Genomic DNA, 26,841 nt, shown 5'->3' on the forward strand with positions numbered 1-26,841 from the left:
TTTTTATCCATAGTCCCTCGTGGCTTCTGCAACTATAATAAGATTAAGAGATACATACAAGGAGGAACGTTATGCTTAATGAACGAACAAAAGCAAAGCTCATTGAAGTTGTAGGGTCAGCCAATTTTCAAGATAGCAGTGAAGCAAGACTCGTGTATTCCTATGACGCAACACCTAACTTTCAGTCGCTTCCTGATGCGGTTATTATGCCTGAAAATAAAGAACAAGTGAAAAGAATTTTAACGATATGCAATGAAGATCACGTTCCTATTGTGCCAAGAGGTTCTGGCACAAATTTAAGCGCAGGAACGTGTCCCACGCAAGGCGGAATTGTTCTTACCTTTAACCGAATGAATAAAATTTTGGAAATTGATGAAGAAAATTTAACCGCTACCGTGCAGCCGGGTGTTATTACGTTAGACTTAATTAATGCCGTAGAGGCAAAAGGTTTATTTTATCCTCCTGATCCAAGCTCTATGAAAATATCAACCATTGGAGGAAACATCAATGAATGCTCAGGAGGATTACGAGGCTTAAAATACGGAGTAACAAAAGATTACGTTCTTGGTCTTGAAGTAATTCTTGCAAACGGCGATTGTATTAAGACAGGAGGCAAGCTGGCTAAAGATGTAGCTGGCTACGATTTAACGAACTTGTTTGTCGGGTCTGAGGGAACGCTTGGCGTCGTGACAGAAGCCATTTTAAAGCTCATTCCAATACCTGAAACAAAACAAACTCTGCTTGCGCTGTTTGAAGACATGGACGCAGCTGCTAAGACGGTTTCAGCAATTATCGCCAATAAGATTATTCCGGCTACGCTTGAATTTTTAGATCAGCCGACGTGTGAAGTAGTAGAAGATTTTGCCCAAGTTGGGCTTCCAACTGATGTAAACGCTATCTTATTGATTGAACAAGATGGCCCGCCAGAAGTGGTGAAGCGCGATATTGAAATGATTTCACGCATCTGCAGTGAAGGAAAGGCTGTATCGGTGAAAGTAGCGGCTTCGCAAGCAGAAGCAGAAGCGTTAAGTACAGCAAGAAGATCAGCTCTTTCTGCTTTAGCACGAATGAAGCCAACGACGATTTTAGAAGACGCAACCGTCCCGCGGTCTAAAATTAGTGAAATGGTCAAAGCGATTAATGAAATTGCTGTAAAATACAACGTTAAAATCTGTACGTTTGGTCATGCGGGAGACGGAAATCTGCATCCGACTTGCTTAACAGATGCGCGTGACGAAGAGGAGATTCACCGAGTCGAACAAGCTTTTGAAGCAATTTTTCATAAAGCCATTGAGCTTGGAGGAACGATTACAGGTGAACATGGAGTCGGAGAAATGAAAGCACCGTATTTAGCATTGAAGATGGGCGGAGAAGGAGTAGCTGCGATGAAAGCAATTAAGTATGCTTTGGACCCGCAAGGAATTATGAATCCAGGGAAAATTTTTGCTAAAGACACGAGAAAAAGAGTGGTGGTTCGTTCATGACGGCAACAAAAGACATTCAGCAAGCGTTTAAAGAACGGTTAGATTATGACGAGTTAATGAATTGTATGAGATGCGGTTTTTGTTTGCCAAGCTGTCCGACGTATGGCCAAACCAATCAATATGAAGCAGCGTCACCGCGCGGAAGAATTGCTTTGATGAAAGGAGTTGTAGATGGGCTTATTGAACCGGATGAATCCGTTGAAAAACAATTGAACCTTTGCCTTGGCTGCCGAGCGTGTGAGCCTGTTTGTCCTTCGGGTGTGAAGTACGGACACTTATTAGAAGAAGCGCGTGATATTATTCAGCAGAAAAAACGACATAAATGGCCGGTAAAAGCGCTCAGGCATATGGTGTTTGAACAGCTTTTTCCGCATAAAGAACGGTTAAAAAATGTACATTCTCTGCTTGCTTTCTATCAAAGAAGCGGCTTGCAAAAAGCTGTTCAAAAAACAAATATATTAAACGTCCTGCCCGGTAATTTAGCACAAATGGAAAAAACGCTTCCGCCTGTGCCAACAAAAAAAGAAATGAAGAAACGTCCTTTTTTATTTGAAGCAGAAGGAACAAGAGAGCGTACAGTTGCTTTTTTTACAGGGTGTTTAATGGATACGATGTTTATGGAAACAAACAACGCGACGATTGCACTTTTACAAAAAGCGGGGTGTAAGGTCGTTATACCAGAAGTGCAGACGTGCTGTGGCGCCCTGCATGCGCACGGCGGAGAAAAAGATCAGGCAAAAAAGTTAGCAAAACAAAATATTATGGCGTTTGAATCCATTCAAGCGGATGATATTGTCCTTAATGCAGGCGGCTGCGGTGCGCTGTTAGTGGAATACGATCATCTATTAAAAGATGAGCCGGAATGGAAAGAAAGAGCAGCGGTCTTTTCTGCAAAAGTCAAAGATTTCTCAGAGATTTTATTGCAGCAGCAGTTTGTAGAAAGACAAAAGTTATCGCTTCCAAGTCAAATTATTACGTATCAAGATTCGTGTCATTTAAGAAACGTGATGAAAACGTCCAGCGCACCGAGAAAACTGATCCAAGCGATTAACGGCACGGTGTTTAATGAAATGGAAAATGCGGATCATTGCTGCGGCTCAGCCGGTATTTATAACTTAACAGAACAAGAGATGTCTATGCAAATTTTAGATTATAAAATGGAAAAAGTGAAAGAAGCCCATGCACATACGATTGTAACAGCAAACCCTGGCTGTCTCATTCAAATGAAGCTAGGCGTAGTCAGAGAAGGAGTAGAAGAAAGTGTAAGGGCCGTTCATCTTGCAGATTTACTTCTTGAAGCAGTAGAAAGCAAATAAAAAGGCCGGACGTGTCCGGCCTTTTTATTATTTGAACAGCTGAGAAACAATTTCGTACGAACGAAGGCGAGCTTTGTGATCGTAAATTTGAGCGTTAATCATCAGTTCATCTGCTTCTGTTTCTTCAATAAACTGTTCAAGCTTGACTTTAATCGTCTCAGGACTTCCGACAATAGAAGAGCCCAGCTGCTGTTGAAGAGAAGCTTTTTCAAAGTCAGTCCATAGTTCATCCATATTATCCACAGGAGCTTTTAGTTTACCCGGTGTGTTTCGAATTAAATTTAGAAACTGCTGTTGCATAGAAGTAGCCAAGCGTTCAGCTTCTCTATCTGTATCAGCAGCGATTACGTTTACACCTAACATTGCATATGGTTTCTCTAACACGTCGGACGGCTTAAAATAACGACGGTACATGTTAAGAGCTGTCATTGTATTATTAGGCGAAAAGTGACTTGCAAATGAAAATGGCAAGCCTAGCTGTGCAGAAAGCTGTGCGCTAAAACCGCTTGAGCCAAGGAGCCAAATCGGAATATTTAAACCTTGACCGGGAACAGCTTTAACACGCATCTGACTTTCGGAAGCAGGTTTAAAGTATTCTTGCAGTTCGGCCAGCTGTTCTGGGAAGTCACTGCCGTCGCTTCTGCGGTCGCGTCGCAGCGCCTGCGCTGTCAGCTGATCTGTCCCTGGCGCTCTTCCTAAGCCTAAATCAATACGTCCTGGAAATAGTGATTCAAGCGTACCAAAATGCTCAGCAATAACAAGCGGAGAATGGTTAGGAAGCATAATGCCTCCAGAGCCTACGCGAATGCGTAACGTGCCAGCAGCCACATGACCAATTACAACAGATGTAGCGGAGCTTGCGATACCTGTCATATTATGATGTTCAGCTAGCCAATAGCGGTTATACCCCCATTTTTCAGCGTGCTGAGCTAAATCTAATGTATTTCTAAGTGAGTCAGATACAGTTCCTCCTTCAACTACAGGAGAAAGATCTAACACGGAAATCGGAATATCTTTTAATGCTTTACTCATCAATTTCATCTTCTTTCTTTAAAGACTTCATAGGCCTTGTTATTTCAATGGAATACAAGTATTTTAACAATAATCTTTCGAGTTCCAAAATATTTTGCTTCGGTTGTTTTTTAAAATTCCTTACTCTTTTATTACACAAGCTCCTAAAACGCAAAAAGCTTGTACGGTATAAGGCAGAAGCCGCCTCTTTCTATAAAAAGCTGTCATATTTTATAGGAGAAGGGAGGATGAACATGGTTACTTTAAATGAACTAAAAAGCAAGCAGTACGATATGATATACAGTTTAGGCTATAACTGTTTTCCAGGGATATACATGAAAAAATATTCTTTGCGAAAACAAGCCGGCGTGATTGATTGGTGTATTAGTATTTCTCTTTCTCATGTTAACCAGCTGTTGAAAAATCGTTGTAAAGACTTATTTGTATATGAACACTTAACCTATATCAGTTCTTTCGGAGATGGTTCCACGCTTAGACTGCGTGATAAGGTGTATCAAATTGATTCTGCTCATGATTTTCCGTCGTCTATTAATACAGAAACTAACTGGCTTTCATATAATGAAGTCAAAGAAAAATATGAACGGAGAACAGAGCGATTTTTAACGTCAATGGAGACCAGTTCTTGTATATTGTTTATTCGTATGGGCGGAACGTATGAAGAAGCGAAAGAATTAGAGCATGTTTTAAAGAGAATGGTCAAAAACGATTTCTATGTACTGCTGCTGACAAACAGTGAAAAAGAGCTTTTATCCGAAGCTAACTGGGACTTGCCTTATACATGTGTTTTACATGCACCTATTTTTTCAATGGACGTGCTGCGCGATGATAAAGTATGGGAAGAGCTCTTAAGCGGGCTTGTTATAAAATAAAAGAAACACTTTTTGTGTAATACGGGAATGAAAAAGCTCGTTTTTTTCATAGACTTTGTTATATCTGTGTATCAAAGGAGATGAAAAGATGGAGTCCAATGTGCGGAAGGCGATAAAAGAAATTGTATGGCTGCTGCTAGAACAAGATCAGCGTTGGAATGAGTATCTAGTACAGCTGGAGGATTTGAAAATACAAGTGGATTTGAATAGTTCCGCATATGAAGTCCTGAGAAAGATGACGGGTAATTACGAAGTGCTGCTTGAACATATGGATCTCATTCAGCAGTTTGAAAATCATTCTAAAAGTGAAACGGCGCTGAATGACTTAGTTACTATCGTTATGAAGCATTACTCATTAAAAAATTCATAAGCCTGCTTTGTGCAGGTTTATGGAGTTTAAGCTCTCAATGGAATTCAGTAGAGATTATCGTTTATAATAAGTACATATGGTGATGAGAGGGTGATCGATATGGAAGAGAAACAAGAAATTGTACCCGTTCGTACAGAGGAAACAGCCAAATATTATTCGGAAGAAAAATTTTGGGACAAGCTTAAAAAGTTTGGTAAAAAAGCGGGAGCAAACGTTGTTTATGCCGTACTGCTTTTATACTACACGCTGCAAAAACCTGATATTCCTCCAAAAGCAAAAGCAGTCATTATAGGAGCGTTAGGTTATTTTATTCTTCCTTTAGATTTAATTCCGGACTTTGCAGCAGGAGTTGGATTTACAGATGATTTAGGAGCTCTGGGGCTCGCATTGATTCAAGTTGCCATGTACATTGATGAAGGTGTTAAACTGAAAGCAAAAGAAAAAATTAAAACGTGGTTTTCAGAAGAACACAATTTTTCCATTATTGATGCTAAAATAAAGTAACATTATGATCTACATGTAATTATTAAATAAAGTAAGCAAAAGAAGGTGATAGATGAATCATCTTCTTTTTAATCGATAATATATAGGTCTTTTTAGCTATATTAATCCGTTTTATGTAAAAAAACCAGGATTAAAATATTTTTTTCACTAAAAGTTTAAGCAATGTAATTGAATAATTCCCCTACAAATGTTAAGTTAAAACATGTTCATAAATTCGTCACAGAAAGCAATATACAAATAAGTAAGATTGTTTGTAAAAACTTTGTGAAATTATGGAACTTTTTAACTGAGAGTTTCAAACTCTTAGAGATTCTTCCTCATCAATCAGAAGTAGCTTTCTTTCGTCACAAGATTAAGCATCTTTCATTTGAAGGTGTTTTTTTTCAGCCTAAGTAAGCCAACAACATGATTGTATGACAAGTTTTTGCTAAGGTTGTAGAGTTACTGTATTGTATGACAAGTTTTGTGTGATTTGATTTAACTAAATGAACAGCTTCGAAGTAAATAAATGATTGTAGAAAAACAAAGTCCATGCGTTTTCATGAACCATTATACGTTACTTCATATTTGTAGAGATGTTTAGCAAAAAGGGAGATGAATGGCCTGACGTAAACAATATCCATAGACAAGCCTTAGAAGATAATTATCTTTCTAAGAAAGCAAATTTATATGATTGATTCTAATCTAAACAATGGAGTGTTCAAAAATGGAAATTAGTCAAATCTTTATTATTTTAACCCCAATCTTTTTCGTTATTTTGCTAGGTTATTTAGCAGGGTATTTTAAAAAGTTTGATGCAACAACATCTAAAGGGTTAAATACGCTTGTAACAAAATTTGCGTTACCTGCACATTTATTCGTTGGTATTACAACAACATCAAAACAAACGCTTATTGAAAAATGGCCGTTTTTATTAGCATTAGTTCTTGGTATTATTGGATTTTATGTTCTTTTCTTACTCGTTGCAAAATATGTATTCAAATACTCACTAACAGGCGCGTCTATGTTCTCTTTAAACTCTACGCAGCCAACGTTTGCGTTTATGGGTATTCCCGTTTTAGGTAGCTTGTTTGGCGCGGATGTAGTAGCAATTCCAATCGCTATTACGGGTATCGTAGTAAATGCGATGCTTGATCCTTTAGCAACTATTATTGGTACGGTTGGACAGCGCGAAAGAAGTGAAGGGGATTCTGAAGAAAGCTTATTTAAAGTAACGATTAAATCAATCTTACACGGTCTTTCTGAACCGTTAGCTTGTGTTCCGTTAATCGCAGTAGTATTAGTATTATGTGGGTTCCAATCTCCAGATTTACTATCAAGCAGTTTAGATCAAATTGGTTCAATTACATCTGGTGCGGCACTATTCGCAGTTGGGGTAACAATTGGTATCCGTAAAATTCAATTTAGCCCAGCGGCATTTGGTATTGCGATTTTAAAAGTGGCTATTCAGCCGCTTGTAATGTTAGGAATTGCAACAGCAATGGGTCTATCATCAGCTGACATCGTAAAATTAGTGTTATTAGTAGCGTTCCCAGGTTCAGCTGTAGCAGCGATGATTTCAGTGCGCTTTGATAGCCTAGCTGGTGAAACAGCTTCAGCATTCGTACTTAGTGCCATTATGTCACTTGTTACATTACCGCTATTAATTTCTTGGTTAATGTAGTCACATATATCAATATAAAATAAAAAAGGCTTTGCTATTTTAGCAAAGTCTTTTTTGTGCATCTATACTTAAAAAAGCTTTAAAAATTCTTGAGCGATTTTGGGGAGATAACTATCGGTACGCCACGTAACTAAAGGCTCAATTACAAATGGATTATCTTCTATGCTTAAAATTTTAATATGTTCTAGTGAAAAAGAAGATAGCATCGAATAAGGAACAATAGCAGCACCAAGGCCACGACATACTAAATTAAGAAGCATCGCTGAGTCATGGCATTCGCATAAAATGTTAGGTGTTATATCCATCTTTTTAAATTCCTTTATAATGCGATTGTATATGCTTATTTCCCGATTTGAACGAAGAAGAATAAGAGGGAGAGAAGCGATTTCAGCGACTGAAATCTTTTCTGTTGCATAACTACTTTCTTTGGGAACTGCTACAACAAAGACATCTGGTGCAAGTGTTTTTGTTTTTACCTGTTGATAAGGTAAGTCTGTAGTGGTGACTGCTACATCAATCTTTCCATCCGTCAACAACTCGTTTAAATGAGCTGGTTCGTTTTCATAGATATTAAAAGTACTGTTTGGATACTGTTTTTGAATAAGAGCTAGCTTATCGAGAACCGTTGATGCACAGTAGATTGTACATCCGACTTCAAGCTTTTCATTTGTTACGTTTTTACATTCCTGTACTTCCAATACTGATTTTTCGACCCTTTGCACAATTTCTTTCGCTCGTTTTAAAAAAAGCTCTCCTTCTGCCGTTAACAATAAGCGCTTGTTATTGTTTCGTTCAAAAAGCAAAAGGCCCAGCTCATTTTCGAGCTGCTTTAGCTGTCTGCTTAAAGGAGGCTGAGCCATGTGCAGACGCTTGGCTGCTTTAGTTACATTTAATTCTTCAGCTATGACAATAAAATAATGCAGCTGTCTTAATTCCACTATATTCAACTCCATACTTTAAAGGTATTATTATATACTTTATCAATATTTTAATTGTATGGAAAATAAGTGTAAAGTTAAATGTGTAACCAAAGCAGAGAGGAGGAAAAGAAATGAAAATAGCTGTAGGAATAACAGGAGCCACAGGAGCTATTCTAGGTATTCGAATTTTAGAGCTTTTGAAGAAGGCTTCTGTTGAAACGCATTTAGTCATGTCGTCTTGGGCTCATGCCACAATTAAGCTGGAAACACCGTATAGCGTTAGGCAAGTAGAAGCGCTAGCAGATTATTGTTATTCATATCAAGACCAAGCAGCAAAAATTTCGAGCGGTTCATTTCGTATAGACGGAATGATTGTAAGTCCTTGCAGCATGAAAACATTAGCATCTATTCGAATGGGACTAGCAGATAACTTAATAGCAAGAACGGCAGATGTGATGTTAAAAGAAAGAAAGCCACTGGTGCTACTTCCTCGAGAAACGCCTTTGAATACGATTCATTTAGAAAACATGCTGGATCTCTCAAAAATGGGAGCTATCCTCGTGCCTCCTATGCCAGCTTTTTATAACAAACCTGAGACAATTGATGATATTGTCACGCATATTGCTGTTCGAACGTTAGATCAATTAGGAATTGAGCTTCCTGAGGCAAAAAGATGGAATGGAATTAAACATTTATCATAAGGAGGAAAATAAACATGGCTTATAAAGACTTTAGAGATTTCCTTGATACGCTACATAAAGAAGGGCAGCTGCTGACGATTACAGATGAAGTGCAGCCAGATCCGGATTTAGGTTCAGCAGGTCAAGCCATCAGTAATTTAGGAGATCAAACGCCGGGATTATTATTTACAAATATTTATGGATATAACAACGCAAAGGTAGCCCTAAACGTAATGGGTTCCTGGTCAAATCACGCGTTAATGATGGGACTGCCTAAATCAACTCCTGTAAAAGAACAGTTCTTTGAGTTTGCTCGGAGATATGAAAAATTTCCTGTTAAAGTGAAAAGAGAAGAAACAGCGCCATTTCATGAGTGTGAAATTAAAGATGATATTAACTTATTCGACCTTTTGCCATTGTTTCGCTTGAATCAAGGAGACGGAGGCTACTATCTAGATAAAGCGTGCGTTATTTCTCGTGATCAGCATGATAAGGCGCATTTCGGCAAACAAAACGTAGGTATATATCGTATGCAGGTCAAAGGGAAAGACCGTCTAGGCATTCAGCCCGTGCCACAGCATGATATTGCCATTCACTTAAAACAAGCCGAAGAAAAAGGTGAAAACCTCCCTGTATCAATTGCTTTAGGATGTGAACCCGCGATTGTCACAGCAGCTGCTACGCCGCTTCATTACGATCAATCAGAGTATGAAATGGCAGGAGCTATTCAAGGTGAGCCGTACAGAATTGTGAAGTCTCAGCTTTCTGATTTAGATGTACCTTGGGGAGCAGAAGTGATTTTAGAGGGAGAAATCTTAGCTGGTGAACGTGAGTATGAGGGTCCTTTTGGTGAATTTACAGGTCATTACTCCGGTGGCAGAAGCATGCCTGTTATCAAAATCAATCGCGTATACCATCGCAAAGATCCTATTTTTGAAAGTCTATATATCGGTATGCCTTGGACAGAAACAGATTATTTAATTGGAATCAATACAAGCGTTCCTTTATATCAGCAGCTAAAAGAAGCATATCCTGAAGAGATTGAAGCGGTGAACGCGATGTATACTCATGGTCTCGTTGCTATCATTTCAACGAAAAGCCGATACGGAGGATTTGCTAAGGCGGTTGGTATGAGGGCATTGACTACGCCGCATGGATTAGGATATTGCAAGCTAGTTATTTTAGTAGACGAAGATGTGGATCCGTTTAATTTACCGCAAGTCATGTGGGCGCTATCGACAAAAATGCACCCAAAACATGATGTTATAACAGTGCCTAATCTCTCAGTTCTGCCACTTGATCCAGGATCTGATCCGGCTGGTATTACAGATAAAATGATTTTGGATGCTACAACACCGGTTGCACCAGAAACAAGAGGCCACTACTCGCAGCCTTTAGATACACCACTTGAAACTGAAAAATGGGAAAAAATCTTAACGAATATGATGCAAAAGTAAACAAGGAGGAATCGACATGCATACTTGTCCAAGATGTGAAGCCAAACAAGCGAACTTAGTATCTAAATCACCAGTTGAAGGAGCCTGGGAGATTTACTTATGCAACGTGTGTTTGTTTACCTGGCGTTCTTCTGAACCTGAGACGATCACCAATCCTGAAAAATACCCTCGACCATTTAAAATCAATCCAAAAGACGTACCGCTGGCAACGCATGTGCCTCCTGTGCCACCCCGATCTTAATCAGCAAAGGCGGTAAGTAAAATGAATAAAGCAGAGCTGCCAAAAGCCGTGCGCGTATTTTTAAATGGAAAAGACTTAGAAAGAAAACAGCGTGATGCGATGCTGCTATCTACAGTGACATCCGAGGGTTTTCCTCATGTAGCAATGATTAGCGCAGGAGAGCTGGTAGCTATTAGCTCTTCACGCGTCAAGCTGTTAGTATGGAAAGGTACAACGTCTGCAAAAAACATGATACAGAATCATAAGGCAACCGTTACATTAGTTGTTGAAGGGAAAGCTTATTACATTAAATTTTGGCTGAAAAAAGAAGCTCCTGTGTTATCAGGCTATGAGTTATTTACGGGAGAAGTAGCCGCTGTTAAAGAAGATTACGCAAAATATGCCGTTCTAACATCAGGAATTCAATTTCAGCTTCATGATTCCAAACAGGTACTAAGCCGCTGGAAGCAATCAATTGCAGCTGTTCTTTCTACTGAAAAAACCGATTCTTAAAAATAAGAATCGGTTTTTTAGCTGTAGTGAAATTTTTTCAAATAGCACGCTAACTGGACTTTTAATAGGTGCTCACTATTTGTAAATGATATGTTCATTTTGTCTTCGATTTTCTTTAAGCGCTGATAAAGTGTATTAACGTGAATATGAAGCTGCTTAGCTGTAAGTGAAGCAGAGCGATTATTATCGAAGTAGGCTTCTAACGTTTGTTCTAAAGGTTCATCATTCAAATAATTGTTTTTAAGAGGGAGGAATACTTCATCAATAAAGGTTTTTACCTCTTCTTTCGATTGATTAATAAATAATCGGTTAATTCCTATTTCCTCATACAATATGCATCCATCTTGCTGCTGAGACAAAAGGTAAGAAATCGCTTTTTCAGCTTCGCTATAACTTTTTCCTATTTGGGTAAAGTGAGAATAGCGACTTCCAATTCCTATCTTTACATGACATTCATTATAGTAACGCCATTTTGAGAGTAAATCCTCTAATTGTTTGATAATAGCATGATGGTCTTCATAAGAATCAAGCGTGAATACAATGGTTACTTTCGTGTCGAATCCGTATACGACCGGCGCTTTTGAACTGAAAACCGATTTGATGTCAGATACAAGGCGATGAAGATGTAAGTTTAAGAGCTGCAGGTCCGTCTGTGAACGAATGGTAATAAGAGCGACTAGAATATGCTTTTTTGTATCAATGTTTAGCTCGTTTGCTTTTTGATACAGTAAAGTGGTGTCATAACATGCTAAGTATTCACTAAATAGTTCATGCGTTCGCTTGTAAAATAAATCGACTAATGTTTGTTTTTTCAGCATTTCTAGTGCAATAACAGAGCTACTTTGTTCGAGTGCCACTTGATCTAAAGGGGAAAGGTCTCCTTGATTTGCCTGCAGAATAACTAACCCTAAGAGCGTGTCAATGCCGTGTATAGGTTGAATGTAGACGCTGTGCTTCTGGTTGTTTGACTCAATAGTATAAAAGCAAGGTTTTGTATGTAAAAGAAAGCGCGTGTGAAATTCAGCTGTTTTTGTGTCTACATCAAGGAATTTTAAAAAGCCATAGCTCTTATTATCAACAAAATCTACAATGGTGACGGGAGATGTAACCATTCGGCGTAATTCGGTAAGTATCGGTTCAATTCCTTTACTTTGAAGTGAAACGTTCATGAATGTGCGATGAATTTGATCGCGGCGTATTAAAAGTTCATTTTGTTTTTTTACATCTTCAAAAAGCGCTGAGTTTAAGAGAGCAATCGAAACTTGATCGGAAAAGCTTTCTAACAATTCTTTATCCTCTTCATTTAAAAGAGGAGTTGTGCCGTTTTGATAAATAATGAGTACGCATACCGTTTGTTCTTCCATGCAAATTGGGACAGAAATAATAGATTGAATGTTTGTAAATGTATAGGACTGATTAAGATAGTGAATATTATCGTCAGTCATAGTAGAAGAATCGCGTACTATATCCTCTAAGTTCGTATACATATAGCTTTTATTATGCTGAAATGTCTTTCCGATAATTCCTTCGCCAACTTTCATTTTCATGTTTTGAATTTCATTGTTTGGCCCCCCGGACCAGGCGCGAGGCAAAAGAAATTCAGTGGAAGAATCAAACATCCACAGCACGCCCATATCCGCAACAGAAATAACTGAAAGAGCATTTTCTAGAATTCTTGTTAATAGATAGTCAGAGTCTTGTAAAAGCGAGATTTCCTTAATGCTTTTCATAAGTACGTTCAAAATGTGCTCATGCCGCTCTAGCTTTTTTTGCAGCACATAAGGAGAAAAGTTAGCGGATAGCTTCTTTATTTGTTGTGGTGTCCAGTCATGCTTAGCAAATATGCGAACAACAAACGCATACCGGTTTGGAAAGGATAAGTAAATTTCTTCGAACTCTTCATATGCGATATGCTTTTGAAAGGAATCACTGCCGTTATGTAGGCTAGTGGAAGGCGTGTAAGTCAGGGATGAGCATGAAGAACTGGAAAAAATCATGTTAAAATTTGCAGAATCAATACTTGTCCAAATTTGATAAGAACTGTTTTTAATAATAGATGTAAGATAACCTTTCATATTAGCTAATAAATCACTCATATTAACAACCCCTTATAGACTACTTAATGTAAAAAAATACATAGTTATAGTTCTTATTATATAGAAATGCACATTGAAAAAATAGTCAGAATTTTTTAATATTTATGTAACGAATCGATTTGTTACAAAACATTACATTAAATGGAATAAAAAGGAGTTGAGTGCATTTATGCTAGCAAGGTCGAACTGGAAATACATCATTTTATTTTTATTATTTTTAGGCTGGTCGCTTGGAAACTTAGATCGTTTTATTATTAATTACGCTATTTTAGATATCTCGAAAGATCTACACCTTAATGCTTCTTCTACAGGTATCATCTTAAGCAGTTTTTTTGCAGGATACGCACTGATGCAAATACCTGGTGGGTGGCTGGCAGACCGCTTTGGGTTTAAAAAAGTCATTACAATTGCCGTGCTTTTATGGTCTTTGTTTACAGTTTTTACCGGAATGGCCTGGTCTTTTGCTTCTATTATTATCATTCGCTTTTTATTTGGATTAGGGGAAGGGAGCTATTTTCCATCTGCGTCAAAAGGAATCGCAGGGTGGTTTCCTCAGCAAGAACGCAGTAGAGCCATGTCCTTTTTGTTATCGTCAGGTACGATCATGGGCGTGGTGACACCGATTCTAGCGACGCAGCTGATGCAAACGATAAGCTGGAGAAGTATCTTTTATATCATAGGAGCCATCGGGCTTGTTATTACAGTTCTGTTTGTTTTTTTACTAAAAGAAAAGCAGCAGGGGGAAAAAAGAGAGGCTTCTGCTATTCCTGCTAAGCAGATGACATTAAAAGAAATTATCAAAACCCCGATGATTTGGAATTTATTTATTGCCTATTTCAGTATTTACGCTATTAACTGGGGGCTCATGTCGTGGATGCCTACATATTTAGCCGAAGTAAGACATTTGAATTTAACAGACATCGGTTTTCTTTCCGCTATCCCAGCATTTGTAGGCATTATAGGAATGTTTGTTAGCGGCTTTATTTTAGATAAGCTTCCAGATGGAAAAGACAAGATGATAGCGGCGGTTTTTGGTTTACTGATGGGCGTTTTTCTTTGCTTAATGGCTATTTCACCTAGCGTAGGCATGTTTATCGTTTTTCAAAGCGCAGTAACTTTACTGTTTTCATTTAATGTGATTTTAATCGCTTCAGCTCCTTTAAAAATGTTGCCTGAATCAGTGGTCGGTTCAGCAAATGGTTTTATTAATACAGGGGCTCAAGCAGCCGGCGTATTAACACCAATGCTTATTGGTTTTTTAGTACAATCGTTTGGCGGGTCGTATAATGCAGCGTTTGCTTTATTAATTATCTGCGCTCTTGTCTGTGCTATTTCGTTGTTTTCGATTCGACCTGCAAAAGTGGTAGTGAACGCACAAAATGCTGTTAAATAATAAGGGAAAAAGGAGAGTGTCTCATGGGTATTGTCAAAAAAGTCGAACAACTTATTGAACAAAAGCGACACGAGCTAACTCAAATCAGTGATCAAATATGGGAATATGCAGAAACGAGGTTTGAAGAGTATAAGTCGGCACAGCTAATTTGCGACATGTTAGAAAAAGAAGAGTTTACGCTTCGTACACATATTGCTAACCTTGAAACAGGTTTTATTGGAAGTTACGGGCACGGTTATCCGATTATCGCTATTCTTGGTGAATATGATGCGCTTACCGGGCTGAGTCAAAAAGATAAGTGTGCAGTAGCAGATCCAGTCAAAAAAATGGAAATGGCCATGGGTGTGGACATAACCTACTTGGCGTAGGCTCACTAGCAGCTGCGCTTGCAGTCAAAGAATACTTAAAAGAAAAAAATGTTCCGGGAACCGTTCAATACTATGGATGTCCAGCTGAAGAAAGTGGCTACGGAAAGACGTATATGGTACGAGAAGGATTTTTCCAAGATGTAGACATCGCGTTTTCGTGGCATCCGGCTACCGTTAATGGTGTCATGCATACGTCATCGAATGCGGTTATGCAAGCAACTTTTAAATTTAAAGGAAGAAGCAGTCATGCAGCTGCTAGTCCTCACCTTGGCAGAAGCGCTTTAGACGCTGTAGAGTTGATGAATATTGGTGTGAATTATATGCGTGAACATATGATAGATGAAGCGCGCGTACACTATGCCATTACAAACAGCGGAGGCATTTCTCCTAATGTTGTTCAAGCAGAAGCGGAAGTCATGTACTTAATTCGTGCTCCGAAGCCATCTCAAGTAAAAGAACTTTATGAACGGGTTGTGAAAATTGCAAAGGGAGCGGCTTTAATGACTGAAACACAAGTGGAACAGGAAATTCAAGGAGCCTGCGCTAATCTAATTCCAAATCAAACAATGGAGCAGCTGATGCATAAGCAAATGATGCAGATAAATTTGGCTGAAGTGAAACAAGAAGACATGGCTTTCGCCAAAGCTATTTACGAGTCTACATCCGCTGAAGACAAAGAAGCAGCAAAAAAACAAGTCGGTTCACTGCTAGACAGAGCTTTAGCAAATCATCCAGTCTTCAACCAAATTGCTCCTATGTCTAAAAATGTTTCCTTCATGACGGGATCAACCGATGTCGCAGACGTTAGCTGGAATGTTCCAACTGCACAGTGCGTGACCGCAACGTGGGCTTATGCTACGCCGTTTCATACATGGCAAGCTGTTGCTCAAGGGAAAACAGAGTATGCTCACGATGCGATGTTGTTAGCTGGAAAAGCCATTGCGGCTACGGCGATTGAAATGATAGAAAATCAAGAGCTGATTAGTCAAGCGAAACAAGAGCTAGAGGATAGGCTAGAAGGGGAAAGCTATGAATGTCTTGTGCCTTCCCATATACAGCCGCCTAATTACTCAGAAAGTGAGCACGAAGACTATAGCATGGTGTAAAAAACGTATTTTCGTGTAAGGAAAATCCGAACGATGAATCGTTCGGATTTTTTTATTGTTAGGTTGAACGTAGATTTCATTTATACCGTTTGGTCGTCTTTAGATTGGATTGATGTAGTTATGGCTCAATCTCTTTTTTGTTTTCATTAAAAATAAATGGTTAAAAATATATCTCTTTGCTGAACCTAACCCTATCTAATTGTTCAAGAAAAGAGGTAAAAACATGAGAGCGTATAAAGTAGAAAGAGATGGGTCAATTTCAACTTCACTAAAAGGAAAATCAGTTTTATCCACTTCTTATTTAAATAAAGGTTCTGCTTTTACTGAAGAAGAAAGAAAAGAGCTTCATCTGCAGGGACTTCTTCCTCCAACGGTCTTAACGTTAGAAGAGCAGGCAAAAAGAGCATATGAGCAGTTCAAAAAAGCACCGAATGATCTTCAAAAAAATAATTCGTTAAATGATCTGCATAACCGGAACGTTGTGTTGTTTTATCGTTTATTAACCGATCATTTAAGTGAAATGCTTCCCATTATTTACACGCCTACTGTAGGTCAATCTATTCAAGAATACAGCCATGAATACCATCGTCCTGACGGCTTATATTTATCCGTAAATGAAGCGGACAGATTAAGTGAGGCGATTGAAAACTTAGGGCTCGACAGCGAAGATATTGATTTGCTTGTAGTCACGGATTCAGAAAGTATTTTAGGAATTGGGGACTGGGGAGTAGGAGGGATCAATATCGCAGTTGGAAAGTTAGCGGTCTACACAGCTGCAGCAGGAATTGACCCAAGCCGCGTACTGCCTGTTGTTCTTGACATGGGGACCAATAATAAAAAGCTTCTTGAAGATCCTTTGTATTTAGGAAATCGTCATGAACGAGTAAAAGGAGAAGACTATAATCGTTTTATCGCTCAATTTGTAAAAGAAATAACGGCCAAGTTTCCTAAAGCGCTTCTTCATTGGGAGGATCTTGGGAATATTAATGCGCGTCACATTATGAAAGAATACGGAGATAAAATTTTAACATTTAATGATGATATTCAAGGAACGGGAGTAATTACTCTTGCAGCCGTTTTAACAGCCGTCCGTATTACAGGTACGCCTTTAAAAGATCAGCGGGTTGTTGTATTTGGACCGGGATCTGCTGGAATTGGGAATGCTGATCGTATTCATAGTGCGATGATGCTTGAAGGGTTATCTGAAGAAGAAGCATATGATCGTTTTTGGGCATATGATTACAGAGGTCTGTTAACGGAAGATATGGAAGATTTAGCTCCTTTTCAACAGCCATATGTTCGCCAAAATGAAGAGATTAAAGAATGGGAAAAGGGCGATGAAAATAAAATTTCACTGTTGGAGCTTGTGAAACAAGTGAAACCTACCATTTTAATTGGAACGTCAGGCGTCACGGATGCTTTTACCGAAGAAATCATTAAAGAAATGGCCAAACATGTAGAGCGCCCCGTTATCATGCCGCTTTCCAACCCAACTAAACTTGCTGAAGCTGTTCCGGAAAATATTATAAAATGGACGGAAGGAAAAGCGCTTATTGCAACGGGAAGTCCATTTGAACCCGTTGAATATAACGGGAACACTTATGAAATCGGACAGGCTAATAATGCGTTTGTGTTTCCGGGTCTTGGTTTAGGTGCCATTGTGGTTCGCGCTCAAAAGTTTACTGAATCTATGTTTGCAGAAGCAGCCAATGCAGTAGCGCGTATAGCAGAAACAGATACAAAAGGAGATACGCTTCTTCCCAACATTAAAGATCTTCAAAAAGTATCAAAAGCGGTTGCTGTAGCAGTTGCCGATGCTGCTGTAAAAGATAACGTAGCGACTGTTACCGAAAAAAATGTAACTGAACTTGTAGAAGCAGCGGTATGGCAGCCTGTTTATAAACCGGTTAAGGCAAAAAATGAATGAGGTGAATGATAAATGAGCATAGGTCAAATTTTTCTCATTCTCGCGCCCATCTTTTTTGTCATTTTGCTTGGTTATTTAGCAGGGCGCTTTAAAAAATTTGATAAGCAAACTTCTAAGGGGCTCAACACATTAGTAACGAAGTTTGCGCTTCCTGCACACTTATTTGTAGGTGTAACAACAACGCCAAGAAAAACACTCATAGACGAATGGCCGTTTTTAGTAGCGCTGATTTTAGGAATTGTAGGGTTTTATCTCATTATATTGCTCATCGTGAAGTATGCAGGGAAGCATACGTTAACTTCTTCTTCCATGTTTGCTCTAAACTCAGCTCAGCCAACGTTTGCTTTTATGGGCATTCCAGTACTCGGAGGATTGTTCGGTGCAGGCGCCGTAGCGATTCCAATTGCTATAACAGGAATCGTGGTGAATGCGATTTTAGATCCGTTGGCAACGATTTTGGGAACCGTTGGCCAAAGGGGACGAAAAGAAGGGGAAGGGAAAACAAGTTTATTCAAAGTAACGGTTCATTCTATTTTGCATGGTCTATCTGAGCCTTTGGCATGCGTCCCGTTAATTGGAGTGATTTTAACGCTTTGCGGCTTTCAGTCACCTAAACTGTTACAGGATATGCTTGATCAAATTGGAAGTATCACATCCGGAGCAGCTTTGTTTGCGGTAGGAGTAACGATTGGAATTGGAAAAATTAACTTCAGTAAAGGCGCGCTCGGGATCGCTGTCTTAAAAGTAGCAGTTCAACCGATCGTTATGCTTGGAATTGCAGTATGGATAGGGTTGTCTTCAGATGAAGTGACAAAAGCTATTTTACTGGTAGCTTTTCCTGGATCTGCTGTAGCTGCGATGATTGCTTTGCGGTTTGAAAGCATGGAAAACGAAACGGCCTCTGCTTTTGTTATTAGTGCTATTTTATCGCTGGTTACGCTGCCGCTTCTTATTTCTTGGCTTATGTAAATAAAAAAAAACGAAAGAGGAATTTCCCTCTTTCGTTTTAAGACGGATTAATAAGCTAATGCGAATAATCCTTTGATATGAGATAAGTAACGAACGTTACTTGCTTCTTTCATAAGTGATGCTGGTAAACCTTTTAATTGCGTTTTGTTTCCGCCGATTGTACCAATTGCATCTTTGCGTCCAAGACTTCCTAGTGTACCAGAGAAGACAGGAACGAATGATTCCATTGCTCCGCCGCGAATAGCTACTGCTAAGTTCACGCCTACAACTTCACCCATTTGCCAAGCTAATTGAGCAGTAGGTGGGTAAGGGCGACCTTCTGGACCCATTACAACCGCTGAGTCACCAGCAAGGAATACATCTTTATGAGATGTAGATTGTAAGAATTCATTTACAAGTGCACGACCGCGGTTTACTTCGATACCTGAGTTAGCAACTACAGAGTTACCTTGAACTCCGCCAGTCCATACCATTGTTTTTGTTTCAATTTTGCTGCCGTCTTTAAGTTCAACAGTTGTAGCATCCATTTTTGTTACAGGTGTACCAGTAACAAATGTAACGCCACGTTTTGTTAAGCTTGATTGAGCACGCTCTACTAATTCAGCAGGGAAGCCTGGAAGAACTGTAGGAGCTGCTTCTACACAGTATAGAGAAATTTCTTTTGGATCCACACCGTGTTTTAGGCATAGGCTTGGCATTAAGTCAGCGTATTCACCAACAAGTTCGATACCTGTTAATCCGCCACCGCCAACTACGATTGTACCGTCAGCTTTATTTTTTGTTTTGCTGTATTCAGCGATACAAGCTTCTACGTGTGCACGTAAACGGTTTGCATCATTTACTGATTTAAGAACGAAGCTGTGCTCTTCTAAACCAGGGATACCGAAGTAAGCAGTTTCACTACCTAAAGCTGTAACAAGGTAGTCGTAGCTTAACTTTGTACCATCTTCAAGAGATACTTCACGTTGATCTGGTGAAATTTCTTTTACCGTTGCAATTTTTAAATCAACGTTGTAGTTTTTAAGTAATTTATCAAGTGGTAAAGCTACCGCTTGTTCAGAAACGCCGCCTACAGCTAGACGGTGTAATTCTGTAATGATTTGGTGAGTAGCAAAACGGTTCACTACTGTAATTTTTGCTTCATCCGCACTTAGGTGTTGGCGAGCTGTCATTGCAGTTAATAAACCACCGTAACCGCCGCCTAAAATTAAAATATGTTTTGACATAGTCGATCCTCCGTCCACACTTTTTAATGAAAATTATTTTTGTTTTTCGTTTGTAATGTCTAAATACGCTTGTGCAAAGCGGAATAGTTTTTGAGCTTGTGGATCTTTAAGCATGCGTAATAAACCGAATAAACCGATTGAATTAGAAGCATTTGCTTCTGCACGATCGTTTGCTTCGATTGCAGTAGCTGCAAGACCTTTTACTGTTCCTTCTACTGGCTCGATAAATTCTTTTACTCCACCAAGTAGATCTTCTTTTAATACGTCGTCAGTTAATAATGATTGCGCAACGTCGTAAGTTTTTGTAAGCACCGTTACCATTTCAGATAATTTTGGTAAATTATCTACAAGAACAGTAAGAGCTTCTTGTACTTCAGGCTTTAACAATTGATCTAACACATCCGCTTGACCTTTGTTAACCGCCGCTTCTGTTTGTACAGCAGCATTTTCCTCTGCAGCTGATTTTTGAATAGTTGATTGAGACATGAAAAGTCCTCCTTTGCTGGATACTGTTGCATATGTAGTTCCTAGTTATCTGCTAGACTTTCAAACTACATTGTGAAGTTGTGAAATCTTGCACATAATTCTATTTTAATTTTAATACGAGATAAAATCAACTCATTTCGTTGAAAAAATAAGTGAAGAACCTCGTAACCCTTTGTTTAATAAAAGTTTATAAAAAATAAAGCGAATAATTGCCTAGGTAAATAAAATTAAAATAGGGAACTAACATAATTCCTCTTCCTACGATAAAACAAATAACGTCATATTTCAACACATACGAACTTAATATTCTATAAGTAGTAAAAAGATAGGGCGCATTTACTATTTAAAGAGTTTTCAAAAAATTACATTGACTTACTATAGTGTTCTACATATAATCTAAATATAACATCTTATGTAAGGAGATATAACATGGTTATAGTGGATGAACTTTATCATAATGTGGTCATTACATTGCCTCAATTAAAATTAATTGAATTTATAATGAAGTTAAAAGAAGCTAAAGCACAAGAAATAGAAGATATAAAAGCGAAAATTAGTAAATACGAAGAGAAGAAACGTGCTGAAGAAGCTTGGTACCAATCACTATCACCGTTTCGTAAATTTTTTACCGGGCGTCCTTTAAGTCAGCATCAAGCGGTCGAGTATATGGTATACGTAAAGGAACGCTTTAAAAAAATTGATCACCTTAAAGCACAAATGCGAGAACTTCATGAAGTTCTTGAATTAATAAAAGCGGAAAATGAAGAAACAAGTGAAATTACGCTTTCGCCTGCTATTGTACAAGAAATAAAACGACTAAAAAGCAGTGGAGGCGTTGGGATATGAGTGTTAATGAACTAAGTTTAGGTATAAATACGACGTGGGTTGTATTAACAGCGGCGATGATTTTGCTAATGGAAGGCGGCTTTGCCTTGCTAGAGGCAGGTTTTGTCCGATATAAAAATAGCGTCAATATTATTATGAAAGTATTCGCTGATATTACAATAGGAACGCTTTGTTTCTATTTAATTGGGTTTGGATTAATGTACGGAGATGATTTAGGCGGAATCGTCGGTAAAAGCGGTTTTGCGCTCTCAGGTAATTTATCGCACCTTGACATTCCAATTGGGCTTGAAACATTTTGGCTGTTTCAATGTGCGTTTGTTATTGCGGTCATTTCTATCGTTTCTGGAGCGGTGGCAGAACGAATTAATTTCCGCGCATACCTTTTATATGCGATTTTAATGACTACATTTATTTATCCTATAGCCGGCCACTGGATTTGGGGAGGCGGATGGATTAGTAAGCTAGGAATGCTTGATTTTGCCGGTTCGGCAGTTATCCATGCTCTTGGCGGTTTTTCAGCTTTAGCAGCTGCAATAATGATTGGACCGAGAAAAGGGAAGTTCACGAAAAATGGAATTAGTTCTGTTTCTCTTCCAAGCAATTTGCCGCTTGCATCAGTTGGTGCTTTTTTATTATGGTTTGGATGGTTCGGGTTTAATGCAGGAAGTACGCTAAGTGCCACTGACGTTAGAATTGGTCACATTGCTATTGTCACAATGTTATCAGCAGCAGCAGGCGGAGCAGCTACTTTATTTTATACTTTATTTCGCTACAACCGTTCAGATGCACCTTCTGTAATAAATGGATCGCTTGCCGGACTGGTTGGCATTACGGCCGGGTGCGCTTTTGTTAACACACCATCTGCTATTTTTATTGGAGCTGTATCTGGCTTATTAATGATGGCAGCTACAAACTGGCTCGAAGCACGTCAAATCGACGATCCTGTAGGAGCTTTTCCTGTACACGCTGCTTCGGGAATATGGGGCACGTTGGCTGTGGGCTTGTTTTCTACAGACGGCGGTGTGTTTACAGGAGGGGGCTGGACGTTATTAGGTGTTCAACTTCTCGGATTAATTGCTCTATGCGCTTGGGGATTTGTTACGACGTGGATAGGGTTAAAGGTTATTTCCTTGGTGGTTCCGCTTCGATCTACGGAAGAAGAAGAAGAAGTGGGCTTAGACATCAGTTACCACGGTATCATGGCAGCTCATCAAGCTCCTGAATTTATTGAATATGAAAACTACTATGCGGAAGTAAAAGAAAAAGCCGCAGATTCGTAATAAAAGGCCGCGCCTTATAACAAAAGGGCGGCCTTTTTATGTGGAAAAAAATAGATGTAAAATACTTGGTTTAAATGATTGAAAAGTCAGAATATTTGTGTTATATTATAAAAAAGCCAAGGAGTTGATTTCTTATGAAAAAGAATTTACTTAATTCACCGCAAAAATCCAACGGAAAGGTGCTTGATGCATTATTCGCTGAGATGATTTTAGACAAGGCGATTGCAGAATTTCGTAAAGCACAGCTAAAAGAAGAAATCGACCGCACGCTATTGATGAAAAATAAAGAAGAGTTTTTAAAACTCTCATCAGAACTTAAACAAATTTCTTAATTACTTACTATACTTCACACACCATCTATTTTAGATGGTGTGTTTTATTTTTGAGACCTACTAAAAGGGATTAATTAGTAATAATTATGGACTTCCATGTACGCTTAATGGGTTTACAGGATTTCGAAACGGGGAAACCGTTCCAGAGTTCAAATTTGATAACTATTATCCACCAGCAAACGGAGCGGAACTATATCAAGTGGTAAATGAGGAAGAAGTACTTTTAGCTACCTACGTGGCAGAAGAAAAACGATTTGTACCAGCGGTTGCTAAACCAATGTAAAGGAATGTTTTTTATGATTCGAAAAGGTTTGTATGCAGCATATAATGAACGAGACTACGAATGTTATGAAACGGAAAACGGGTGTGTAAAGCTGATTAGCTATGATAAAGGCGATGTAGCAAATGGATTCATTCCATACAATGACACGACTTTTACAAAAGAAGTTCCTCGTGATGCTGTTGAAGAAGTGTTTTTTGTAGCTCCGTATGCTACTTATCAAAATGAAACGTTTGGTGTGTCAGCTGCTTCTGATGGTCAAGTGCTTTTGACCACATCTGAAAAAGAAAAAGCTGATAAATATCATTTTCAACGAACGGATAAATATCTATATGAAAAACGTGTGTTAAAGGAAGAAGTGAAGTTAACGGAGAAAAAAACTCCTTATTCATAAGACGCCAAAATAAAAAGAGGATGCACTCGCATCCTCTTTTTATTTAATCAATTTTCTTGAAGTGTTTCTGTTCGTATTATCATTTGTACGAAGGAAGGTAATGCCAAGACCGATTAATCCTCCTACAATAGCAGGAACTACCCAGCCGAGACCCACTCCATACATAGGTAGAATCGATGTAAACAGATCGTTTACTGCGGCAATTTTGAATCCAGCAGCATTTAAGCCATCAAATAAACTAACGATAAACGTGAACAGAAGGCTTACTTGGTAAACTTCAGAACGTCCTTTAAATAAAGGATGTAAGAATGTTAAAGCAATTAACACAATAGCTAACGGATAAATAGCTGTTAAGACTGGAACCGAAATAGCGATTAATTCCGTTAGGCCAAAATTTGCTACAACGGCACTGAAAGCTGATAAAATGACAGCAATCAACTTATAAGAGACCTTTGGAAACAGCTTATGGAAAAAAGATGAACAAGATGTTACAAGACCTACACTTGTTGTTAAACAAGCAACGGTAATCATCAGACCTAAAAGAATTCCTCCGTAAGAGCCAAAGTAGTAATTTGATACTTCAGCCAAAACCGTACCTCCGTTATCAAGACGTCCAAGCTCTGATACGCTTGAAGCACCCATATAGGACAATGCGCTATAAATAAGAGCTAAAATAACGGCAGCGATAGCCGTAGCTTTTGCACAAATTGTAATAATTTGTCGGTTGGTTTTTGCCCCTTTTTCTTTAATTGCATTAATAATAATAATTCCAAAAACAAATGATGCTAATGTATCCATTGTTAAGTAGCCTTCTTGGAAGCCTTTGAAAAATGAGTGTGTTGTATAAGCTTCGCTTGGTGCTTCGAACTTTCCAATTGGGTTCACAACGGCTACAACTACCAATATTCCAATAAACGTTAATTTAATAGGTGTTAAAACTTTTCCTACTAAATCGACAATTTTCGCAGGATTTAGCGAAAAAAAGCACGTAATCGTAAAGAAAATTACCGTGAAAATGATAAGGGGAAGGTGACCTGAATTTTCTGATAAAAAAGGCTTAACGCCAATTTCAAACGAAACACTTCCCGTTCTTGGCATTGCAAAAAGCGGTCCGATTGCCAAGTATAAAATCGTAGTAAAGATAATACCGAAAGCTGGGTGTACGCGACTAGCTAAAGACTGCAGATCCTCTTTTCCGGAAAAACCAAATGCGAGAACGCCTAGCAGAGGCAGACCTACACCCGTTACTAAAAATCCAGCATTTGCTGACCAAATATTGCTTCCAGCAGACTGACCTAACATTGCAGGGAAAATTAAATTACCTGCGCCGAAGAATAGGGCAAAAAGCATAAAGCCAATAACCACTATAAATGAAAAAGGAACTTTGTTTGACACATTAAAACCTCCAAAATTATAAATGCTTTTTATTATCGTGTTGAATAATTAAAATTTTCAGAATTTTATATTCGAATAATAAAAATAAACATGTATCGTATTATACTAACCTAAAATGCATATTTCAATATAAAATTTTATTTTTTTTATTTATTCGCTGAAATAGCAAAAATAGAAAAATACTTAGCAAAAAAATCTCAGTGTACAACAATTATTTGATATGATAAAACAGAACCGTGGCTTTTAAAAATTTGCATGTGCGGCCTTACATCCTTATTAGTAAAGAACTGTTTACATAAGGTGCTGTAAGGATGTATATTTATACACGGTTCGTTGAACCGCATATGCTCGATGGGTGAAAGTCAACTGTGCGAAAGGAGCAAGAAAGTGAAAAGGTTAGGTCTAGCAACTCAGATTCTAATTGGACTGATCTTAGGCGTAGCTGTAGGTGCTATCTTTTACGGAAGCGATACGGCCATTTCTATTTTACAGCCAATTGGAGACATATTTATTCATTTAATTAAGATGATTGTCGTACCGATCGTGATTTCAGCATTAATCGTAGCGGTCGCAGGAGTAGGCGATATCAAAAAATTAGGTAAGCTTGGCGGAAAAACAATTCTTTATTTTGAAATTGTTACAACCATTGCGATTGTAGTGGGGATTATTGCCGCGAACTTATTCCACCCTGGTGCAGGGGTTGATATGGGACATATTGAAAAAAGCGATATTTCTCAATATGAGGCAACGGCAAAAACGTCTGAAAGTACAGGGATTGCTCAGGAGCTTCTTCATATTGTTCCGACAAACGTCTTTCAGTCGGTAGCAGAAGGCGATCTTTTACCAATCATTTTATTTTCCGTACTGTTTGGTGTAGGCGTAGCTTCGATTGGACAGAGAGGAAAACCTGTTTTAGCCTTTTTTGAAGGCGTCTTGGATGCAATGTTTTGGGTAACTAATTTGGTGATGAAATTTGCTCCAGTAGGTGTATTTGCACTTATTGGTGTTAATATTATAAAGTTTGGTGTCGGATCACTTATTCCATTAGGGAAATTAGTGTTCGCCGTTTACTTCACCATGATTTTCTTTGTGCTTGTGGTTCTTGGAATTATTGCTAAAATGGCTGGAACAAGCATGTTTACGCTCATAAAAGTGTTAAAAGACGAGCTGCTTCTTGCTTTTACAACAGCAAGTTCAGAAGCCGTTTTACCATCTCTTATCAAAAAGATGGAAGACTTCGGTTGTTCTAAATCGGTTACATCGTTTGTTATTCCAACAGGCTACACGTTTAATTTAGATGGTTCAACCATTTATCAGGCGCTGGCATCGCTGTTTATTGCTCAAATGTACGGCATTGACCTTTCCATTATGGATCAAATTCAGCTCCTTCTTGTGCTAATGTTAACCTCAAAAGGGATGGCTGGTGTACCAGGGGCATCGTTTGTAGTTGTACTTGCTACGCTTGAATCTATGGGCTTCCCTCTTGAAGGCATGGCATTTATTGCAGGAATTGACCGCATTCTTGATATGATGCGTACCACAGTTAACGTAGTAGGAAATGCTTTAGCTGCAATTGTAATGTCCAAGTCTGAAGGCGAGTTTGATAAGCAAAAATCATTAAATTACACAAATGAATTAAAGAAATCAAACATAGCTTAAAACAAAAAAGCCGGGCAGCTGCCTGGCTTTTTTGTTTGGAGCTGCCTGTTATCTTT

24 protein-coding genes and 1 pseudogene are annotated in these 26,841 nt (G+C 38.6%); 19 read left to right on the forward strand and 6 right to left on the reverse strand.

The window, feature by feature from the left end:
* Nucleotides 1-71 precede the first annotated feature (71 nt).
* Together glcD and ACXAE4_RS14575 are read left to right on the forward strand one after the other, a co-directional pair.
* On the forward strand, nucleotides 72-1,484 hold the full coding sequence (gene glcD, locus ACXAE4_RS14570) for a glycolate oxidase subunit GlcD (RefSeq protein WP_154988634.1): 1,413 nt from the start codon (nucleotides 72-74) through the stop codon (nucleotides 1,482-1,484).
* Nucleotides 1,481-2,800 (forward strand): (Fe-S)-binding protein, encoded by a 1,320-nt coding sequence (locus ACXAE4_RS14575; RefSeq protein ID WP_099331072.1) that lies wholly within the window; start codon nucleotides 1,481-1,483, stop codon nucleotides 2,798-2,800. The genes glcD and ACXAE4_RS14575 overlap by 4 nt, the downstream gene beginning before the upstream one ends.
* A 27-nt stretch (nucleotides 2,801-2,827) precedes the next feature.
* Here ACXAE4_RS14575 and ACXAE4_RS14580 read toward each other — a convergent pair whose 3' ends face one another.
* On the reverse strand, nucleotides 2,828-3,832 hold the full coding sequence (locus ACXAE4_RS14580) for an LLM class flavin-dependent oxidoreductase (protein ID WP_289577834.1): 1,005 nt from the start codon (nucleotides 3,830-3,832) through the stop codon (nucleotides 2,828-2,830).
* A gap of 227 nt (nucleotides 3,833-4,059) precedes the next feature.
* On the opposite strand from ACXAE4_RS14580, the gene ACXAE4_RS14585 reads away from it, so the two are divergent.
* The 4 genes from ACXAE4_RS14585 to ACXAE4_RS14600 all read left to right on the forward strand — a co-directional run bounded on the left by ACXAE4_RS14585 (nucleotide 4,060) and on the right by ACXAE4_RS14600 (nucleotide 7,238).
* On the forward strand, nucleotides 4,060-4,701 hold the full coding sequence (locus ACXAE4_RS14585; RefSeq protein WP_224980201.1) for a DUF1796 family putative cysteine peptidase: 642 nt from the start codon (nucleotides 4,060-4,062) through the stop codon (nucleotides 4,699-4,701).
* An 88-nt stretch (nucleotides 4,702-4,789) separates the two neighbouring features.
* Nucleotides 4,790-5,071 carry a hypothetical protein gene (locus ACXAE4_RS14590; protein ID WP_013083437.1) on the forward strand — a complete coding sequence of 94 codons (282 nt, stop codon included), beginning with the start codon at nucleotides 4,790-4,792 and terminating at the stop codon, nucleotides 5,069-5,071.
* Nucleotides 5,072-5,170: 99 nt separating this feature from the next.
* The gene (locus tag ACXAE4_RS14595) at nucleotides 5,171-5,575 is read left to right on the forward strand and encodes a YkvA family protein (protein ID WP_013057340.1); all 405 of its coding nucleotides are present in this window, start codon (nucleotides 5,171-5,173) and stop codon (nucleotides 5,573-5,575) included.
* Between the two features lie 706 nt (nucleotides 5,576-6,281).
* On the forward strand, nucleotides 6,282-7,238 hold the full coding sequence (locus ACXAE4_RS14600; protein ID WP_028408284.1) for an AEC family transporter: 957 nt from the start codon (nucleotides 6,282-6,284) through the stop codon (nucleotides 7,236-7,238).
* Nucleotides 7,239-7,306: 68 nt separating this feature from the next.
* Here ACXAE4_RS14600 and ACXAE4_RS14605 read toward each other — a convergent pair whose 3' ends face one another.
* Nucleotides 7,307-8,176 (reverse strand): LysR family transcriptional regulator, encoded by an 870-nt coding sequence (locus ACXAE4_RS14605; RefSeq protein WP_047750832.1) that lies wholly within the window; start codon nucleotides 8,174-8,176, stop codon nucleotides 7,307-7,309.
* 113 nt (nucleotides 8,177-8,289) lie between these two features.
* Between ACXAE4_RS14605 and ACXAE4_RS14610 the strand changes: the two genes are divergently transcribed.
* From ACXAE4_RS14610 to ACXAE4_RS14625, 4 genes are read left to right on the forward strand one after another with little or no spacing between them, the layout of a single operon-like run.
* Nucleotides 8,290-8,859, forward strand: coding sequence for a non-oxidative hydroxyarylic acid decarboxylases subunit B (locus ACXAE4_RS14610; protein WP_033579184.1), 570 nt, complete (start codon nucleotides 8,290-8,292; stop codon nucleotides 8,857-8,859).
* Nucleotides 8,860-8,873: 14 nt separating this feature from the next.
* Complete coding sequence (locus ACXAE4_RS14615; RefSeq protein ID WP_028413103.1) at nucleotides 8,874-10,295, forward strand: non-oxidative hydroxyarylic acid decarboxylases subunit C; 1,422 nt, start codon at nucleotides 8,874-8,876, stop codon at nucleotides 10,293-10,295.
* 16 nt (nucleotides 10,296-10,311) lie between these two features.
* A complete protein-coding gene (locus ACXAE4_RS14620; RefSeq protein WP_028413104.1) occupies nucleotides 10,312-10,536 on the forward strand; it encodes a non-oxidative hydroxyarylic acid decarboxylases subunit D in 225 nt (74 codons plus the stop codon).
* A 21-nt stretch (nucleotides 10,537-10,557) separates the two neighbouring features.
* Entirely contained in the window at nucleotides 10,558-11,028 is a 471-nt protein-coding gene (locus ACXAE4_RS14625) for a pyridoxamine 5'-phosphate oxidase family protein (RefSeq protein ID WP_028413105.1), read from the forward strand.
* A gap of 17 nt (nucleotides 11,029-11,045) precedes the next feature.
* Here the strand turns inward: ACXAE4_RS14625 and ACXAE4_RS14630 are convergent, their stop codons facing one another.
* Complete coding sequence (locus tag ACXAE4_RS14630) at nucleotides 11,046-13,124, reverse strand: helix-turn-helix domain-containing protein (RefSeq protein ID WP_289577830.1); 2,079 nt, start codon at nucleotides 13,122-13,124, stop codon at nucleotides 11,046-11,048.
* 169 nt (nucleotides 13,125-13,293) lie between these two features.
* Between ACXAE4_RS14630 and ACXAE4_RS14635 the strand changes: the two genes are divergently transcribed.
* From ACXAE4_RS14635 to ACXAE4_RS14650, 4 genes and pseudogenes are all read left to right on the forward strand, one after another.
* Entirely contained in the window at nucleotides 13,294-14,517 is a 1,224-nt protein-coding gene (locus ACXAE4_RS14635) for an MFS transporter (protein WP_028413107.1), read from the forward strand.
* 23 nt (nucleotides 14,518-14,540) lie between these two features.
* Nucleotides 14,541-15,991: pseudogene (locus ACXAE4_RS14640) on the forward strand (M20 family metallopeptidase).
* Between the two features lie 223 nt (nucleotides 15,992-16,214).
* Nucleotides 16,215-17,918, forward strand: a complete 1,704-nt coding sequence (locus ACXAE4_RS14645; protein WP_154988640.1) for an NAD-dependent malic enzyme — start codon at nucleotides 16,215-16,217, stop codon at nucleotides 17,916-17,918.
* Nucleotides 17,919-17,930: 12 nt separating this feature from the next.
* Nucleotides 17,931-18,887 (forward strand): AEC family transporter, encoded by a 957-nt coding sequence (locus tag ACXAE4_RS14650; RefSeq protein WP_154988642.1) that lies wholly within the window; start codon nucleotides 17,931-17,933, stop codon nucleotides 18,885-18,887.
* 47 nt (nucleotides 18,888-18,934) lie between these two features.
* Here ACXAE4_RS14650 and ACXAE4_RS14655 read toward each other — a convergent pair whose 3' ends face one another.
* Together ACXAE4_RS14655 and ACXAE4_RS14660 are read right to left on the reverse strand one after the other, a co-directional pair.
* On the reverse strand, nucleotides 18,935-20,113 hold the full coding sequence (locus ACXAE4_RS14655; protein WP_013057328.1) for an NAD(P)/FAD-dependent oxidoreductase: 1,179 nt from the start codon (nucleotides 20,111-20,113) through the stop codon (nucleotides 18,935-18,937).
* Between the two features lie 33 nt (nucleotides 20,114-20,146).
* The gene (locus ACXAE4_RS14660; RefSeq protein WP_013057327.1) at nucleotides 20,147-20,599 is read right to left on the reverse strand and encodes a DUF1641 domain-containing protein; all 453 of its coding nucleotides are present in this window, start codon (nucleotides 20,597-20,599) and stop codon (nucleotides 20,147-20,149) included.
* 429 nt (nucleotides 20,600-21,028) lie between these two features.
* Here ACXAE4_RS14660 and ACXAE4_RS14665 point away from each other — a divergent pair, with 429 nt between their 5' ends.
* From ACXAE4_RS14665 to ACXAE4_RS14680, 4 genes are all read left to right on the forward strand, one after another.
* Nucleotides 21,029-21,445: a hypothetical protein gene (locus tag ACXAE4_RS14665; RefSeq protein ID WP_028413111.1), complete on the forward strand. Its 417-nt coding sequence runs from the start codon at nucleotides 21,029-21,031 to the stop codon at nucleotides 21,443-21,445.
* Nucleotides 21,442-22,725, forward strand: coding sequence for an ammonium transporter (locus ACXAE4_RS14670; protein WP_098999400.1), 1,284 nt, complete (start codon nucleotides 21,442-21,444; stop codon nucleotides 22,723-22,725). Before ACXAE4_RS14665 ends, ACXAE4_RS14670 begins: the two co-directional genes overlap by 4 nt.
* A 134-nt stretch (nucleotides 22,726-22,859) precedes the next feature.
* On the forward strand, nucleotides 22,860-23,057 hold the full coding sequence (locus tag ACXAE4_RS14675) for an IDEAL domain-containing protein (protein ID WP_013057324.1): 198 nt from the start codon (nucleotides 22,860-22,862) through the stop codon (nucleotides 23,055-23,057).
* A gap of 296 nt (nucleotides 23,058-23,353) precedes the next feature.
* Entirely contained in the window at nucleotides 23,354-23,731 is a 378-nt protein-coding gene (locus ACXAE4_RS14680; RefSeq protein ID WP_034269163.1) for a hypothetical protein, read from the forward strand.
* 39 nt (nucleotides 23,732-23,770) lie between these two features.
* Here ACXAE4_RS14680 and brnQ read toward each other — a convergent pair whose 3' ends face one another.
* Nucleotides 23,771-25,126, reverse strand: coding sequence for a branched-chain amino acid transport system II carrier protein (gene brnQ, locus ACXAE4_RS14685; RefSeq protein WP_049164898.1), 1,356 nt, complete (start codon nucleotides 25,124-25,126; stop codon nucleotides 23,771-23,773).
* A 387-nt stretch (nucleotides 25,127-25,513) separates the two neighbouring features.
* Here brnQ and ACXAE4_RS14690 point away from each other — a divergent pair, with 387 nt between their 5' ends.
* The gene (locus tag ACXAE4_RS14690) at nucleotides 25,514-26,785 is read left to right on the forward strand and encodes a cation:dicarboxylate symporter family transporter (protein WP_033579176.1); all 1,272 of its coding nucleotides are present in this window, start codon (nucleotides 25,514-25,516) and stop codon (nucleotides 26,783-26,785) included.
* Nucleotides 26,786-26,841: the final 56 nt, after the last annotated feature.

Source organism: Priestia sp. ABM2_011 (genome assembly GCF_056158845.1).